Raw genomic sequence first — 14,234 nt, forward strand, 5'->3', positions numbered from 1 at the left:
GCTGCACCTTGGGTTAGGCCAGCGCTTCCTGACGGCGCATGTGCAGCATCATGGCGAAGCTGATCACCGCAAAGACAAAGAGCGCGAGGGCCATCGGGAACGGGGTGCCGTCAAAAGCCAATCCAACCGGGGTGGCGAGCAGGCCGCCCAGAATGGTCGAGATCGCGCCCATGACCGAGGCGGCGGTGCCGGCCATATGGCCAAGCGGCTCCATGGCCATGGCGTTGAGATTGCCGATGGTCATGCCGATGGAAAAGAACAGCCCGGTTTGCCAGATCACGAAGGCGATGAACTGAACGCCAATGTCCGGTGAGGCGCTGGCGGCAATCATCACAATGGCAAAGACCGCCTGTGCGGCGATGGCGACGGTGACCAGATAGCGCATGCCAAGCACCATCACGAGTTTTGCGTTCAACAGGCTGGCGGTGCCGGAGAACAGCGCGACTGCGGCGAACCAGAACGGGAATTGATCCGCGCGGTCAAAGGTTTGCTCATAGATCGGTTGCACGGAGCTGATCATGGCAAAAAGTCCGGCGAAGATCAGGGACTGCACCAGCATGGAGGTGCGCACCGCGGGGATGGCCCACATTTCCCGAACGCCTGCCATCAGCTTGGCAAAGCTGAAGGGGCGGCGGTTTTCCGGTGCGAGGGATTCCGGCAGGCGGGTGCCGATCCAGATCATGGAGATCACCGAGAAGACAATGAAGGCCACAAAGATGCCGCGCCAGGAGGAGACATCAATGATCACCATGCCAAGGGCTGGGGCAAAGGCGGGCACCAGTGTGAAAATCATCATGGCAAAAGACATGATGCGGGCCATTTCGCGCCCGGCAAACAGATCCCGCACTATTGCCATGGTGGCGATGCGCGGACCGGAGGCACCGATCCCTTGAAAGAAGCGGGCGGCGAGCACCCATTCCAAAGTTGCGCTTTGCCAGCCGATGAAGGCGCAGATCGAGAACAAGATCGCACCAACAATCACCACGGGTTTGCGGCCAAAGCGGTCTGACAGCGGGCCGGTGAAAAAGGTGCCAAGCCCCATGCCCATCACAAAGGAGGTGATGATCAATGTGGCGCGGGTGGGCGCATCGGGGCTGAGCTCGCTGGCGATTTCAGGCAGCGCGGGCAGCATCGCGTCAATCGAGAAAGCAATGGTGGAGAACATCATGGCGCAAAGCGCGATGAATTCGGCCTGCGTCATGGGCAGGGAGTCTTTGGTCATGACGTTCTCCGGTGCTTTGCCTGTGATGCGGGCGCGCTTTCGGCAGGCGCTGTGCGTCTCTGCGGAGCGGGTCCACACCAGTTGGGCGTTGTGCTTGGCTTGACGGCGGCACAGATGGGCCGCGCGCAGAGCAGAGCTTAGCGCGGCCCCCGAAGGGTCACAAGATCAAAAATGAACGGTTATTCAGCGGCGGTCTGGGCCTTCAGATCCGCGATCACTTTCAGCCAGAGATCGGCAGGCTGGGCGCCCGGAACCGCGTGCTGGTTGGCCACGATGAAGGTTGGCACCGAGTTCACGCCCATTTTGCGGCTGTGGGCATCGCGGGCGCGGATGTCATCGACATCGGCGTCAGAGTCGAGCAGCTTGCGCACCATGGCAGCGTCCATGCCGGCGCTGTCGGCGATGTCTGCCAACACGTCGGTGTCGCCAATGTCGCGGCCTTCGTTGAAGTAGGCGGCAAAGAGTGCATCCACCACGGCGTTTTGTTTCTGCTCAATCCCGGCCCAGTGGATCAGGCGGTGGGCGTTGATGGTGTTGGGCGTGCGCTTCATGGCGGCGAAGTCGATGTCGAGCCCTTCTTCGCGGGCGTGGCGTTCGATTTCGCCGTAGACGCGCACGGCGTTTTCCTTGCCGCCAAATTTGGTTTCCAGATATTCGCGGCGGTCCATGCCTTCGTCAGGCATGTCCGGGTTGAGCTGGAAGGGGTGCCATTCGATCACGAAAGGATGGTCTTCGACCTCTGCAAGCGCTTTCTCAAGACGGGTTTTGCCGATGAAGCACCAGGGGCAGATCGGGTCAGAGATGATGTCGAGTTTGATCATGGTGTGGCCTTGAGCGTTTGCGTTTCAAAATCTGCGCGCAGGGCGCGGCGGTTGAGCTTGCCGTTTGCATTGGTGGGCAGGATCGGCAGGCGGATGTAGAGCCTTGGCTGCTTGTAGCGTGCCAGGCGGGCGGCCGCAAAGGCTTTCAGATCCGCCTCCACGAGATCGTGATCAGCGGTATAGAAGGCGGCAATCACCCGTGTGTCGGCTTTGATCTCGACATCGGTGACGGCCAATGTGGAGATGTGCGGGTGGTTGAGGAGCGCGGCTTCGACCTCCAGCGGGGAGACGCGGAAGCCGCCGGCGTTCATCATGTCATCGGCGCGCCCCAAGTAGGTGATGTGGCCCTGCGCATCCATCGCCCCGAGATCGCCGGTGAGAAACCATTCTCCGTCAAAGCGCGCGGCGGTGGCGTCGGGTGCGTCAAAATAGCCGAGCATCAGACCCAGGTCGGATCTGTGGATCGCGATGACACCGGGGGTGCCGAGCGGTGCGGGCGCGCCGTCTGTTAGGATCGCAACGCGGCGGCCGGTCTGGGGCTGGCCCAAGGTGTCTGCCGGTGCCGGGGCCTCTGGGCTGGCGGAGATGAAGGTGGAGCACTCAGACATGCCAAAGGCTTCGTAGAGTTTGGTGCCGGTGGCGGCATTCCAGCGCTTCCGCAGCGGCTCGGAGAGTTTCTCGCCAGCACAGAGGCCGTGGCGCAGGGCGGGAAGCGCCGGGGTCGCGGGCGTATCCAGCATCTTGCGGTAGACCCCCGGCGCGGCGGCAAAGAGGGTCGCCTGATGCGCCCGCAGCAGGTCTGGCAGGGCGGCGGGGGCGGTGTCTGGTGCAGGGATCAGGGCGGTGGCGCCAATGGTCCAGGGATCCATGAGGCCGGTGCCCAATGTGAAGGTCCAGTTGAACGCGCCGGCATGGAGGAGACGGTCTTCTGTGCGCAGGCCGTACCAGCCGTCAAGCATCATCTGACGCGCCCAGATGGCGCGGTGCGCATGTTGCACGGCGCGGGGTTGGCCGGAGGTACCGGAGGTGTAGATGATATAGGCGGGGCGGTTGGGGTCGCCCAGTGAAAACTCCGCGGGTGGGAGGCTGCGCATCTGCAAAAGGTCTTGCGTCGTCAGTGTTTTGGCGGCGGGAGCTGAGGCGGTTGGCACATCTGGATCATGCAGAACGGCCGCTGGGGCCAGCGTGTCGATCATGCGGGCGACTTCAGGCTCCGTGAGCTGGGTCGAGGTGGGCACGGGCACCAGATCCACGGCGATGGCGGCGAGGTAGGCAAAGGGGAAATCCACGGTATTGCCAAGACGCATCAGCACATGGTCCCCGGGTGTGAGACCTGCCTCAAGAAGGCCGGTGGCGGTGCCGAGAATGGCGGATTTCAGCTCGCTGTAGCGCCATATTTGCACGCCGGTTTCCGAGATCACTTCGAGGGCGGGTTTATCTGCCAGACTGTCAGCCAGCGCGAGCACATGGGCGGCCATATTGAAGGCCTGCGGGCAGAGCGGCGGCGGGCCTTGGTCAAAAAGTGAGGTGGTCAGCGTGGTCATGCGGATTGGGTACGCAGGCAGGGACGGGAGCGCAAGCGCGACGTGGCGGTTGCAGAGCTTGGGGCAGGCGCGCTAGAAGCGCTGGCATGACAGAAAAAGACCCCAAATCGCTCATCCGCATCGCCCGTGAGAACGGGGAGCAGGATCATGTGGAACCGCTTGACCTGGGCCAACGTGTGCGGGACCTGCGCAAGGCGCGCAAATGGACGCTGGAGCAGGCCGCCAATCAGGCGGGGCTGGCGCGCTCGACCCTGTCAAAGATCGAAAACGGGCAGATGTCACCGACATATGACGCGGTGAAGAAGCTGGCTGTGGGGTTGGAAATTTCCGTGCCGCAGCTGTTCACCGCGCCGCAGAAAGGCCAAATCACGGGCCGCATGTCGGTGGTGAAATCCGGCGAAGGCGCGCATCAGGTCACTGCGACCTATGAGCACGAGTTGCTGGCCGAAGGGCTGCGCAAGAAGGCCATGCTGCCTTATCGGGCGCGGGTGCGCGCCCGCTCCATGGAGGAGTTTGACGGCTGGGTGCGCCATGACGGGGAAGAGTTCCTCTATGTGCTGACCGGGGTGATCACGCTTTACACCGAGTATTATGAACCGGTGGAGATGCGCCGGGGCGACAGCGCCTACTATGATGGCGCGATGGGCCATAATGTGGTCTCGGTGAGCGATGAGGATGCCACCATTCTCTGGGTGACCTCGCTGGTGTGAGCTGCTCGCGTCTTTGGGTTGGAGCGCAAAGGCGAAAGGTTCACCAGAGCAAAACCGCTTTGCGCCTGATCCATCCCTGTCTGATCACACACTGACCTCTCTGCTTTCGGCCTCAAGACAAATAGCTGTCTCCCCGCCCATGGCGGGGCCCCTCGGCGATTTATCTTGCGCCCGTGCAGCAGACAGGCCGTGCGGAAGTCAGACAGGGTGGCTCCGGAGCAAAGCTTTTGGCGCGGGGAAACGCGAAAGGCGATCCGTTGGCGGCAGATAAAGCGCAAACGACTTTAGCAGGCGGCTTTGATGTTGAGGGTCTGATCATCACCGCCAAGCGAGAAGGTGGCGGATTTGTTGTAGGCCGCGTCAAAGCCTGTCCAGTCGCAGGCCCTGTCTTTGTCCAGAAGGGCTTTGGCGTAGTCGATGCGGGCCTGCAGCGGCAAGGTCGGGGCGGCTTTGCACAGACGCTGGCGGATGGCGTCGACTGTGCAGACATGCAGCGTGCCATCCACGCCCTTGTAGGGATTGGCGCCGTAGATGATGCGCATGGTTTTCATGTCCAGACCAAGCCGTTTGGCCTCGCGCTTGAGGTCTGACTCGGTTACGCCATTGATGGGCGTGCGACCGGCATAGGTGTATGTGAACAGCAGCGGCGTGAGGGGGCCGGTGTTGCCGACCTCCACATCGTTGAGCTCGGTGTAAGCGACATCATACTCGCCAAGTCTGGTGACCTGTGAGCTGCGCCCAGAGCCGGTGGTTTCACAGCCTGCCAATGCACAGAGCAGTGCGGCCATGACAGCCTGTCGTGACCCAGAGATTTGAAGATGCGCCCAATTCATCATGCGCGCCCTTTTAGAGAGGTGTCGCGCAAATGGCAACTTTTCTTATATATTTCAGGTGCGTAGGCGGTGCCGCTCATGTGGTTTAAGTGAGCTTCTTGCTCTGGTTTTGCAGCGCGGTTTCCAGATCGCCATAGCCCGTGAAGCGGCGCTCAAAGGCGAGGCCCAACCGATCCGCGCAGTCTTTGGCTTTTTCGGTCAGCGCGGGATCATCGGTTTGGGCCTGATAGACCAGCTTTTCATAATTGCTAAAATACATGTCCCGCAGCTCCGGATGGCGGTCCAAACCCATGGGTTTGATGACAAAGGCCTCAAACTGGCGCACCAGAAAATCGGTCAGATAGAAAGCGGTGAACTCATCCACAGCGAGTTCGGCAAAGCGGTCGTTGCCCTCAAAGAAGCTGTAGCAATGGGGGCCTGCGATCATCTCCACCCCTAGCTCTTCGCAGGTCTGGGCCAGCCCGCCGCCGGTGCCGCAATCGGCGTAGACCACAAAGATCTGGTCATGGGTGTCGCGGTGTTTGGCCACGGCCTCGCGCACCGCAGGGGCGATTTTTTCGGGGTGCACATGGTAGATCGCTGGCAGGCAGGTGAGATCCATGTGAGACCAGTTGTTGCGCTTGATCAGATCGAGGATTTCACGGGCCAGTGCGCCGCAGGCCAGCAGCAGAACGCGACCGGTTGCGCCGGTGGGGGCGAGGCCGGTTTCGGTGAGGGTGCTGTCGTCGGGAAGCGGACTTGGCGATGTTACTGGCTGGGTCATGGGCTTGGACGCGGGTTGGGTCAGGGTTTGGTCAGTTTGACGGCGAAACGGCCGGGCAGCAGCGGGCTTGGGCCGTAGGTGGTGAGGATGTCGCAGCGCCAGCCGATGTTTTCCAGGGCGGATTTGGTGGCCTGTGGTGCGCGGCGGGTTTGGTGGTGTGTGACCCAGTCGATGCGGTCAGCGACCTGGGTTTCAATGCGGCGGGTCAGGCGCGCGCCGCCCACGGTGACTTCGACACGCACCGCCCAGTCTTCGCCGCTTTGGCGGGTCGCCTGTGGCAGGCAACGGTGGCCGATGAGATCAGCAATGAGCCGCCCGCCGGAGGGCAGCGCTTCAAAAGCGGATTGGGCGAGCGGCAAGAGTGTGTCGTGGCCGGTTTCCGGATCAATGTAGCTGAGCACTTCGCCCAGACAGGTGATCGCCGTGGTGCCTGCTGGAATCTCTACGCTGGCGGCATTGCCTTTGGTGACGTCAAGTCCGCGGCTGCGCGCCAGATCGACAAAGGCGGGGGAGAGATCGATGCCCGCACCAGTCAGCCCGCGCGCCTGTGCGGCCGCAAGCCAGGTGCCGTCGCCACAGCCCACATCAAAGAGCTGCGCAGGTGCCGGGCCGCCGGAAATTTCTGCCACCAGCCAGTCAAAGGCTTCGGCAAAGGTTGCGGTGTGGCCTTCGGCGTGAATGCGGGCGAGATCGGGAGAATAGAGACCGGACATGCGCGCACCTTATCGCATTTTGCGTTTGAGACTAATCACTTGTTCGCGGCGTCTCTGGGGGATCAGCGGCAAAAAATGATGGTTTGGTTTTGAGTGGAGCGCACAGGCAAAAACAGGCAAAACCTGGCGCATGTTACAAAAAGGCCCGCCTGATAAGGGCGGGCCAAGTCCGCTTCCGCGGAAGGGGAGTGTGACTTGGCTGTGTTAGCCGGCAGACATCTGGTTGTGCTTGCGCGAAACGAAGTCTTTTGCCATTTCCACGGCCACAGCAGCGTCGCGGCAGTAGCCGTCTGCGCCAATGGCTTTGCCGAACTCTTCGTTCAGTGGCGCGCCGCCAACCAGAACGATGTATTCGTCACGCAGGCCTTGCTCGACCATCGAGTCGATCACGACCTTCATGTAAGGCATGGTGGTGGTGAGCAGCGCAGACATGCCGAGGATGTCTGGTTTGTGCTCTTCCAGAGCTTCGATGTAGTTTTCTACCGGGTTGTTGATGCCCAGATCCACAACTTCAAAGCCTGCGCCTTCCATCATCATGGAAACGAGGTTTTTGCCGATGTCGTGGATGTCGCCTTTGACCGTGCCGATCACCATGGAGCCCATGCGTGGGGCGCCGGTTTCTGCCAGCAGCGGTTTCAGGATGGCCATGCCGCCTTTCATGGCGTTGGCCGCCAGCAGCACTTCTGGCACAAACAGGATACCGTCGCGGAAGTCTGCGCCCACGATGGTCATGCCGCCCACGAGGGCTTCTGTCAGGATGCGGTAGGGGGCCCAGCCGCGCTCCAGAAGAATGTTCACACCTTCTTCGATTTCCTCTTTGAGACCATCGTAGAGGTCGTCAAACATCTGCTGGACAAGTTCCTCGTCGTCCAGCTCGGACAGGATGATGTCTTCTTCTTCTGACATGCGCGTTCTCCCATACCTTGGCGTGGCCCTCATCGGGGCGCCGGTTGCTCTCTGATTTTCAGGTGTCGTTCTTTTTGCTGCGACAGACTGTCTGATTAACGACATAGCCAAAGCCTCGTGCGACGTGTAGCGGCAAAATTGGCCTGTGCGATGAAAGTTTTTCATCCAGATCATGGGGTTTGTTGTGTATGTTCTCTTTTTGTTCTAAATTGAGGGCATGTCCCAGGATGAGATGCCCAAAATCGACCCGAAGCGGCGGCGCGCCCGTGGTGCGTTGAGCAATCACGCGAGCCGATATGAGCCGGTACGCGAGGAGGTGACCGATGGGTGGGATATCGAAGAAGAGCGGCGCAGCTTTGTCACTGAGGTGAGTGAGGAGAGCCCGCGCTGCGTGATCACGCGCAACCAATCCCCGGATATTTCCTTTGACCGGTCGCTCAATCCGTATCGCGGCTGTGAGCATGGCTGTGTCTATTGTTTTGCACGGCCGACACATGCCTATCTGGGGCTGTCGCCGGGGCTGGATTTTGAAAGCAAGCTGGTGGCGCGGCCAAAGGCGGCGGAGGTTCTGGAGCGGGAGCTCTCCAAGACATCCTATAAGGCAGAGGTGATGGCGATCGGGACCAACACCGATCCCTATCAGCCGATTGAACGGCGCTACCGGATCATGCGGGCGACCTTGGAGGTTCTGGAGCGGTACAATCATCCGGTGGCGATTGTCACCAAAGGCACATTGATTGAGCGCGACATAGATATATTGGCGCGTATGGCAGAAAAAGGGTTGGCGCAGGTCGGGATTTCGCTGACCACCATGGATGCGGGGTTGTCGCGCGCGATGGAGCCGCGTTGCCCAGTGCCTGCGCGGCGGGTGGAGATGATTCGCAAGTTGAGCGCGGCGGGCGTTCCGGTGCGGGTGATGCTGGCGCCGGTGGTGCCGGGGCTGAGTGACCATGAGGTTGAGGCCTTGTTGACGGCGGGGGGCGAAGCCGGGGCCAAGGCGGCGAGCTGGGTGATGCTGCGTCTGCCGCGCGAGGTGGCACCGCTCTTTGAGGAATGGCTCAAGGAGGCGTTCCCGCAGCGGGCGGCGAAGGTCATGGCGCGGGTGCGGGAGATGCACGGGGGCGAGGTCTACGCGGCGGATTGGGGCAAGCGCATGCGGGGCGAAGGCGTCTACGCGGAGATGGTGGCGCAGCGGTTTGAGGCGGCGCGTAAGTGGTTGGGGCTGGCCCGTGATCTGCCCGCCCTGAGAACGGATTTGTTTGCGGTGCCTCTGGCGCGCGGCGGGCAGCTCGCCTTGTTTTAAGCGGCGTTTCAGGCACTTGTCGCGGAGTCTTCATGGGCGCCGTACAATAGAAGCTTTCAGGCAAGGTTAAGACGCCGGACGCGGGCTTGGTTCAGTCTATGCGCGTTTTGTGGTAGGATGGCGGCAGGGCACGCGGTTGTGCCGATTGATTTAGTGATTGGTTAAAGGGAGTATTTCGATGACTCCACGTGATTGGATTAAGGTTCAGAAGCGTTTGATTTTGCTGGGGTTTAACCCAGGGCCGGTGGACGGCATCCGGGGACGGATGACCATCGGGGCAATCAAGAATTTTCAGCAGTCAAAAGGGCTTGTGCCGGATGGCATTGTCGGGCCGCTGACCTATGATGCGTTGTTTGGTGAGGCCACGGGCGGCACGGTGCCGAGCTTTGACTCGCTGCCGTGGTTTGATGAGGCCAACCGGCTGATGGGCACACGTGAAGTGGCCGGGCCGGGCAACAACCCTGTGATCATGGATATGGCGGCGGATCTGGACATTGACTACGCCGGAGATGACGTACCTTGGTGTGGGTTGTTTGTGGCCCATTGTATCGGCTCGACCATGCCTGCCGAAGCTCTGCCCAACAACCCGCTGGGTGCGCGCAAATGGATGAGCTTTGGCGAGGAATGTGAGCCTCAGCTTGGCGCGGTGATTGTGTTCTGGCGCGAGAGCCGGGCGTCGTGGAAAGGCCATGTGGGCTTTTATGCGGGCGAGGATGCGACCCATGTGCATTGCCTTGGCGGGAACCAGAGCAATGCGGTGAACATCCGCCGCTTTCCACGCAACCGTGTGCTTGGCGCGCGTTGGCCGCTGACCGGTCCGTCACAGAGTGGCGTGACGCTGCAGGGCGGCTCTGGTGTGCAGGACACGGATGGCGACGAATCCTGATCCGGCGTCTTGTTTGTGAAAGCGAGCGAAACAAAAAAGCCCGGCGCAGGCCGGGCTTTTGGATTTTGATGTGAAGGCAGGTCTTAGGCGCTGCGACGGCGGCGGCCGCGGCGCTCACGTGCCGGTGCCTCGGCGTCATCACCGGTGCCATCGGTTGCGGACGAAAAGCCGCCAAGCACTTCGGTCACCTGCTCCAGCGACGGGCGGGCACCGCGTGGGCGGGTTTCCAGCGCCTTGCGCATCGCGCTCAGGTGCTCTGGCATGGTGCCACAGCAGCCGCCAATGATGGTTGCGCCACAGTCGCGCGCCATCACGGCATATTCTGCCATCAGTTCTGGTGTGCCGTCATAGTGGATGTGGCCGTCGTGGTATTTAGGGATGCCCGCGTTGCCCTTGGCGATGATCGGGGTTTCGGTGCCTTGTGCGGAGAACCCCAGCACGGTGCGCAGAAGGTCTGCTGCGCCGACGCCGCAGTTTGCCCCAAAGCCGATGGGCGCATTTGGCAGGCCATTGACCATCTGGACCATATCCGCGGAGGTCATACCCATCATGGTGCGGCCAGCGGTGTCAAAGCTCATGGTGCCACACCAAGGCATATCCGCCAGCGCGAAGGCTTCGGCTGCGGCCTTATACTCTTCAGGGGCCGAAATGGTTTCCAGCCAGAGCACATCTGCGCCGCCTTCTTTCAGGCCTTCGGCCTGCTCGTGAAACATCTCCACCGCGTCTGCGTGGCTGAGCGAGCCGACAGGTTCCATGATGTCGCCGGTCGGGCCAACGGAACCTGCCACGATCACCGGGCGGTTGGCGGCGTCTGCAACCTCGCGGCCAATCTCTGCGGCCAGTCGGTTCAGCTCGCGCACACGGCCTTGGGCGTCATGCAGTTTCAGGCGGGAGGCGTTGCCACCAAAGGAGTTGGTCAGAAAGATGTCTGAGCCGTTGTCCACCGCGAGGCTGTAGAGCTTCTTGATGTTCTGCGGGTGGGTCGCGTTCCAGAGTTCTGGCGCGTCCCCGGAGCTGAGGCCCATGTTGAACAGGTTGGTGCCGGTGGCGCCGTCGGCCATCAGCCAGTCGCGTTTCTCGAGAAGTCTGGACAGGGCGTTTGTCATCTGTGCCTCCTATCGGCGCGTCGATCACGCGCGCGTGTTGTGTTCAGCGCATGTGCCATGGCACTGACATGAGCACAACTTCATTTGCTGCAAGAAAATTATGAGGCGCGTTGCATAACCGGCTGCGGGATCGGCGCAAGTGGTTGATTTGCAGGCATACATGCGATTGGCGTGGCCGGTGCGCTGCGCAGGTTGACCGCGCGGATCATGTCCAACGTGGCCACACAAAGCTGCATCGGGCCGGGGGCTGCCATGAAGAGCGGCTGCCAGCGCGGGGCGAAACAGGCCTTGAACTGACGCAGGCCCGCGCCGCCACCATGTTTGAAATGTTTGGTGCGCAGGAAGCGCTCAAGCCGTGTGCGGCCGGTTGCCAACGCTGGAGCAGCGGCGAGAGAGAGGCTGTCCACGTTCAGCTCGGCGGCGGCTTCAATGGCGGTCTGCACAAGCAGGTGCATGGTGCCGTCCGGCGCGTCAGGCAGCACGCGCATCAGATCCAGACACCACTCATGGGCGGTGGCATGGAAGCTGACGAAGCCCACGAGGCGGGCCTCCTGATAAGCGAGGAAGACCTTTTGATGGCCCACATAGAGGTCATCGAAGCGGCCCATGGTCAGACCGCGCGGCACGCCGTTGCGCGCTTCCCATGCAGCAGAGACGCGGGCCATATCGGTCAGCGGCAGCCGGGTGCGGGAGGCAGAGACGGTGACGCCGGCTTTCTCGGCCTGACGCAGCTTGCGGCGCAGCTGGCGATAGGTTGAGCCGTCGGTGCTGTGATCTGCGGGGCGCAGGATGGCCTCATCAGAGACATGCATCACAGCCCAGCCAGCGGCGCGGGCGCGCACAGCCTGGCGGGCGGAGATTTTGTATTTGCAGGCGATGCGGTTTTGCGCGCGGGCGGCCTGACGCAGGGGGCGGGCCAATGTGTTGGCATCGCCTTCGATGGGGTCAAACAGGGCCACAAGGGTCTGGCCGGTGCGCACGGTGCCGTAGCGGCCCGCATCACAAGACAGAAGCGCGCCGCCGTTTTGACGGATCACGCCTAGCTCGGCGCGGCTGATTGGGGACAGCGGGGCGTCCTCCAGCGGCCGGAAGGCGCGCATGTGGCGCGGGGCGCGGGCAGGGCGCGGGCGCAGCAGGTGACGCATGAAGACCAGACCTGCGATCATCGCAGGCAGCGCGTAGTAAATTGCACGAAACGCCAGAACAGCGCCCAGCAGGGCGGGCTCCGGCTGATGTGGCAGCAGGGCCAGCAAGGTGAGCTCAAAGGGGCCAACGCCACCGGGGGTGCCGGAGAAAATCGCCGCGCCCAGAGCGATCAGGAAGACCGGCATGAGGGTTGCAAAGCCGATGGTGATCTCTGGCGGCAGCAAGACATAGAGCGCCAGACCGGCAAACACGGTGTCGAGCAAGCAGAGGCACAGCAGGCTGAACATGGCGGAAACCGTGGGCAGGCTGAACACGCGGCCCTGACGGGCCAGAACCGGAAACACAAAGGCCACAACCGCAAGCCCCAGCGCCACGGTCAGGATGCAATAGGGCATCAGGGCCGGGATATGCGGGGTTGGCAGGGTCAGCGCGGCGAGCGCGATGGTCACAGCAAGCGCTGCCATAAAGGTGACGGTGACAAAGGCCGTGATGCGCGCGGAATCTTTCAGCGACAGATCCGGGGTCATGCGCCAGCGCACAAAGGCACCCACAACTGCACCAGCGCCAAGGGTTTGGCCCAAACCAATCGCAGTGGCGCCAATGGCCATGGTCTCGGTTGAGGCGCGCTGTATCTGGAAGTGACGCTGTGCAATCACATCATAGCGCGCCACGGCGAGAAAACTGACGATGGTGGCGCCAATCGCAAGCGCCCATTGCAGCGTGGACACGCCCATGACCGCCGCCCAGAGCGCGGAAAGGTCCAAACCATTGAGTTGTCTTGCAAGAATCAAGCAACAGGCTGCGCCAAGTGCAAAAGGCCAGATGTGCCGCAGCACTTTCCCAACAGCTGAAAAACGCGTCATCGTAAAGTTTCCCGCCCCAAAAATTTTAAATCCACCTACCCAGCGCTACAGGAAAGAGGGTTTCTGCGGGCTTAACGTCTTCAATTGGACATAAAAAAACGCGCAGGTTGTCCTGCGCGCCTTGCGTGCTCTGATACGGTGTATCAGGCTTCGTTCATCAACTCGTCTTGCGCTTTGGCAAGGCATTCGCGGCGTTTTGCGCGAATGGCGGCCTCATCAACGATGCCTTCCAGATCAGCGGCCACTTTGCGGATCACGTCGTCATGGCCGGCTTCTTCGAAGTCTGCACGGATCACAGTGAGCGCATAGGCTTCGGCGTCTTCGCCAAATTTGTCCTGCAAATCAGCTGCCCAGAGCCCCAAGAGCTTGTTGGCGCGGGCCTCTGCCTTGAATTTGATTTCTTCATCGTGTGCGAATTTGGCCTCAAAGGCGGCTTCACGATCATCAAATGTGGTCATGGATGACTTTCCCTATAAGTCTCAACTGATGCACAGATTATATGCGCATCGCGTGAGATAAGCGCAAGAGCACTTGGCACGCTTGCGACAATCCACCCCTTCCAGTATGAGGGCGGCTGAATCCGGGACTCATTCTCGGAAAAAGAGGGTCTAGCGATGGCACGCGGCAAAAAAATCTACGAAGGCAAAGCAAAAATCCTGTTTGAAGGGCCTGAGCCGGGCACGATTGTGCAATACTTCAAAGACGATGCCACCGCGTTCAACGCTGAAAAGAAAGACGTGATTGACGGCAAAGGCGTGCTGAACAACCGCCTGAGCGAGTATTTCATGACCGGTCTGGGCCAGATTGGCGTGCCGACCCACTTTATGAAGCGCCTCAATATGCGTGAGCAGCTGGTGCGCAACTGTGAGATCATCCCGCTGGAAGTGATCGTGCGCAATTTTGCCGCAGGCTCCATGAGCAAGCGTCTGGGCATCGAGGAAGGCACGCAGCTGCCACGCCCGATTGTGGAATATTGCTTCAAGGACGACAGTCTTGGCGATCCGCTGGTGAGCGAAGAGCACATCGCGGCCTTTGGCTGGGCCAGCCAGCAGGACATGGACGACATTCTGGGCCTTGCGCTGCGGGTGAATGACTACCTCAGCGGCGTGATGTATGGCGTCGGCATCCGTCTGGTGGATTTCAAGATCGAGATCGGCCGTGTTTATGAAGGGGATTTCCAGCGCCTTGTGGTGGCTGATGAGATCAGCCCGGACAGCTGCCGCCTGTGGGACATCGAGACCGGGCGCAAGCTCGACAAAGACGTGTTCCGCCGCGATCTGGGCAATCTGACCGATGCCTATGCAGAAGTCGCGCGCCGTTTGGGTGTGATGCCGAAGGGCACCGGACCGCAAAAGCCGACTTTGGTGAACTGAGATCCCAAGCTGAGGCGCCTGCGTCCGGTTGCGGGCGCCGGACAT

The 14,234-nt window shown here is 61.2% G+C and carries 14 protein-coding genes; 4 read left to right on the forward strand and 10 right to left on the reverse strand.

Annotated elements, in window-relative coordinates:
- Positions 1 to 13 precede the first annotated feature (13 nt).
- The 3 genes from J7399_RS12040 to J7399_RS12050 all read right to left on the reverse strand — a co-directional run bounded on the left by J7399_RS12040 (position 14) and on the right by J7399_RS12050 (position 3,587).
- Positions 14 to 1,222: a multidrug effflux MFS transporter gene (locus tag J7399_RS12040; RefSeq protein WP_247742869.1), complete on the reverse strand. Its 1,209-nt coding sequence runs from the start codon at positions 1,220 to 1,222 to the stop codon at positions 14 to 16.
- A gap of 179 nt (positions 1,223 to 1,401) precedes the next feature.
- On the reverse strand, positions 1,402 to 2,043 hold the full coding sequence (locus J7399_RS12045) for a DsbA family oxidoreductase (RefSeq protein WP_209062518.1): 642 nt from the start codon (positions 2,041 to 2,043) through the stop codon (positions 1,402 to 1,404).
- A complete protein-coding gene (locus J7399_RS12050; RefSeq protein WP_209086480.1) occupies positions 2,040 to 3,587 on the reverse strand; it encodes a class I adenylate-forming enzyme family protein in 1,548 nt (515 codons plus the stop codon). Before J7399_RS12050 ends, J7399_RS12045 begins: the two co-directional genes overlap by 4 nt.
- A gap of 86 nt (positions 3,588 to 3,673) precedes the next feature.
- Here J7399_RS12050 and J7399_RS12055 point away from each other — a divergent pair, with 86 nt between their 5' ends.
- Positions 3,674 to 4,297, forward strand: a complete 624-nt coding sequence (locus J7399_RS12055) for an XRE family transcriptional regulator (protein ID WP_209062522.1) — start codon at positions 3,674 to 3,676, stop codon at positions 4,295 to 4,297.
- 284 nt (positions 4,298 to 4,581) lie between these two features.
- Here J7399_RS12055 and J7399_RS12060 read toward each other — a convergent pair whose 3' ends face one another.
- From J7399_RS12060 to J7399_RS12075, 4 genes are all read right to left on the reverse strand, one after another.
- Positions 4,582 to 5,085 (reverse strand): hypothetical protein, encoded by a 504-nt coding sequence (locus J7399_RS12060; protein WP_209086482.1) that lies wholly within the window; start codon positions 5,083 to 5,085, stop codon positions 4,582 to 4,584.
- 130 nt (positions 5,086 to 5,215) lie between these two features.
- Positions 5,216 to 5,893: a DUF1638 domain-containing protein gene (locus J7399_RS12065; protein ID WP_209086484.1), complete on the reverse strand. Its 678-nt coding sequence runs from the start codon at positions 5,891 to 5,893 to the stop codon at positions 5,216 to 5,218.
- A gap of 20 nt (positions 5,894 to 5,913) precedes the next feature.
- Positions 5,914 to 6,606 carry a class I SAM-dependent methyltransferase gene (locus J7399_RS12070; protein WP_209086486.1) on the reverse strand — a complete coding sequence of 231 codons (693 nt, stop codon included), beginning with the start codon at positions 6,604 to 6,606 and terminating at the stop codon, positions 5,914 to 5,916.
- A gap of 204 nt (positions 6,607 to 6,810) precedes the next feature.
- Positions 6,811 to 7,512 (reverse strand): B12-binding domain-containing protein, encoded by a 702-nt coding sequence (locus J7399_RS12075; RefSeq protein ID WP_209062531.1) that lies wholly within the window; start codon positions 7,510 to 7,512, stop codon positions 6,811 to 6,813.
- A 232-nt stretch (positions 7,513 to 7,744) separates the two neighbouring features.
- Between J7399_RS12075 and J7399_RS12080 the strand changes: the two genes are divergently transcribed.
- Positions 7,745 to 8,815: a PA0069 family radical SAM protein gene (locus tag J7399_RS12080; protein WP_247742870.1), complete on the forward strand. Its 1,071-nt coding sequence runs from the start codon at positions 7,745 to 7,747 to the stop codon at positions 8,813 to 8,815.
- A gap of 178 nt (positions 8,816 to 8,993) precedes the next feature.
- Complete coding sequence (locus J7399_RS12085; protein ID WP_209086490.1) at positions 8,994 to 9,701, forward strand: TIGR02594 family protein; 708 nt, start codon at positions 8,994 to 8,996, stop codon at positions 9,699 to 9,701.
- Between the two features lie 83 nt (positions 9,702 to 9,784).
- Here J7399_RS12085 and bmt read toward each other — a convergent pair whose 3' ends face one another.
- From bmt to J7399_RS12100, 3 genes are all read right to left on the reverse strand, one after another.
- Positions 9,785 to 10,807 (reverse strand): betaine--homocysteine S-methyltransferase, encoded by a 1,023-nt coding sequence (gene bmt, locus J7399_RS12090; RefSeq protein ID WP_209078917.1) that lies wholly within the window; start codon positions 10,805 to 10,807, stop codon positions 9,785 to 9,787.
- A gap of 98 nt (positions 10,808 to 10,905) precedes the next feature.
- Complete coding sequence (locus J7399_RS12095) at positions 10,906 to 12,816, reverse strand: phosphatidylglycerol lysyltransferase domain-containing protein (protein WP_209086492.1); 1,911 nt, start codon at positions 12,814 to 12,816, stop codon at positions 10,906 to 10,908.
- A 143-nt stretch (positions 12,817 to 12,959) separates the two neighbouring features.
- Entirely contained in the window at positions 12,960 to 13,274 is a 315-nt protein-coding gene (locus J7399_RS12100) for a DUF1476 domain-containing protein (protein WP_209086493.1), read from the reverse strand.
- A gap of 156 nt (positions 13,275 to 13,430) precedes the next feature.
- Between J7399_RS12100 and purC the strand changes: the two genes are divergently transcribed.
- The gene (purC, locus tag J7399_RS12105; protein WP_209062544.1) at positions 13,431 to 14,189 is read left to right on the forward strand and encodes a phosphoribosylaminoimidazolesuccinocarboxamide synthase; all 759 of its coding nucleotides are present in this window, start codon (positions 13,431 to 13,433) and stop codon (positions 14,187 to 14,189) included.
- Positions 14,190 to 14,234 lie beyond the last annotated feature (45 nt).

Source organism: Shimia sp. R9_1 (assembly GCF_017743775.1).
Classification (GTDB): Bacteria; Pseudomonadota; Alphaproteobacteria; order Rhodobacterales; family Rhodobacteraceae; genus Shimia.

Coding starts and splice junctions, on each gene's coding strand:
- purC (WP_209062544.1), top strand. CDS start 13,431: ATGGCACGCGGCAAAAAAATCTACGAAGGCAAAGCAAAAATCCTGTTT.
- J7399_RS12075 (WP_209062531.1), bottom strand. CDS start 7,512: ATGTCAGAAGAAGAAGACATCATCCTGTCCGAGCTGGACGACGAGGAA.
- J7399_RS12070 (WP_209086486.1), bottom strand. CDS start 6,606: ATGTCCGGTCTCTATTCTCCCGATCTCGCCCGCATTCACGCCGAAGGC.
- J7399_RS12065 (WP_209086484.1), bottom strand. CDS start 5,893: ATGACCCAGCCAGTAACATCGCCAAGTCCGCTTCCCGACGACAGCACC.
- J7399_RS12060 (WP_209086482.1), bottom strand. CDS start 5,085: ATGGCCGCACTGCTCTGTGCATTGGCAGGCTGTGAAACCACCGGCTCT.
- J7399_RS12055 (WP_209062522.1), top strand. CDS start 3,674: ATGACAGAAAAAGACCCCAAATCGCTCATCCGCATCGCCCGTGAGAAC.
- J7399_RS12050 (WP_209086480.1), bottom strand. CDS start 3,587: ATGACCACGCTGACCACCTCACTTTTTGACCAAGGCCCGCCGCCGCTC.
- J7399_RS12085 (WP_209086490.1), top strand. CDS start 8,994: ATGACTCCACGTGATTGGATTAAGGTTCAGAAGCGTTTGATTTTGCTG.
- J7399_RS12095 (WP_209086492.1), bottom strand. CDS start 12,816: ATGACGCGTTTTTCAGCTGTTGGGAAAGTGCTGCGGCACATCTGGCCT.
- J7399_RS12045 (WP_209062518.1), bottom strand. CDS start 2,043: ATGATCAAACTCGACATCATCTCTGACCCGATCTGCCCCTGGTGCTTC.
- J7399_RS12080 (WP_247742870.1), top strand. CDS start 7,745: ATGCCCAAAATCGACCCGAAGCGGCGGCGCGCCCGTGGTGCGTTGAGC.
- J7399_RS12100 (WP_209086493.1), bottom strand. CDS start 13,274: ATGACCACATTTGATGATCGTGAAGCCGCCTTTGAGGCCAAATTCGCA.
- J7399_RS12040 (WP_247742869.1), bottom strand. CDS start 1,222: ATGACCAAAGACTCCCTGCCCATGACGCAGGCCGAATTCATCGCGCTT.
- bmt (WP_209078917.1), bottom strand. CDS start 10,807: ATGACAAACGCCCTGTCCAGACTTCTCGAGAAACGCGACTGGCTGATG.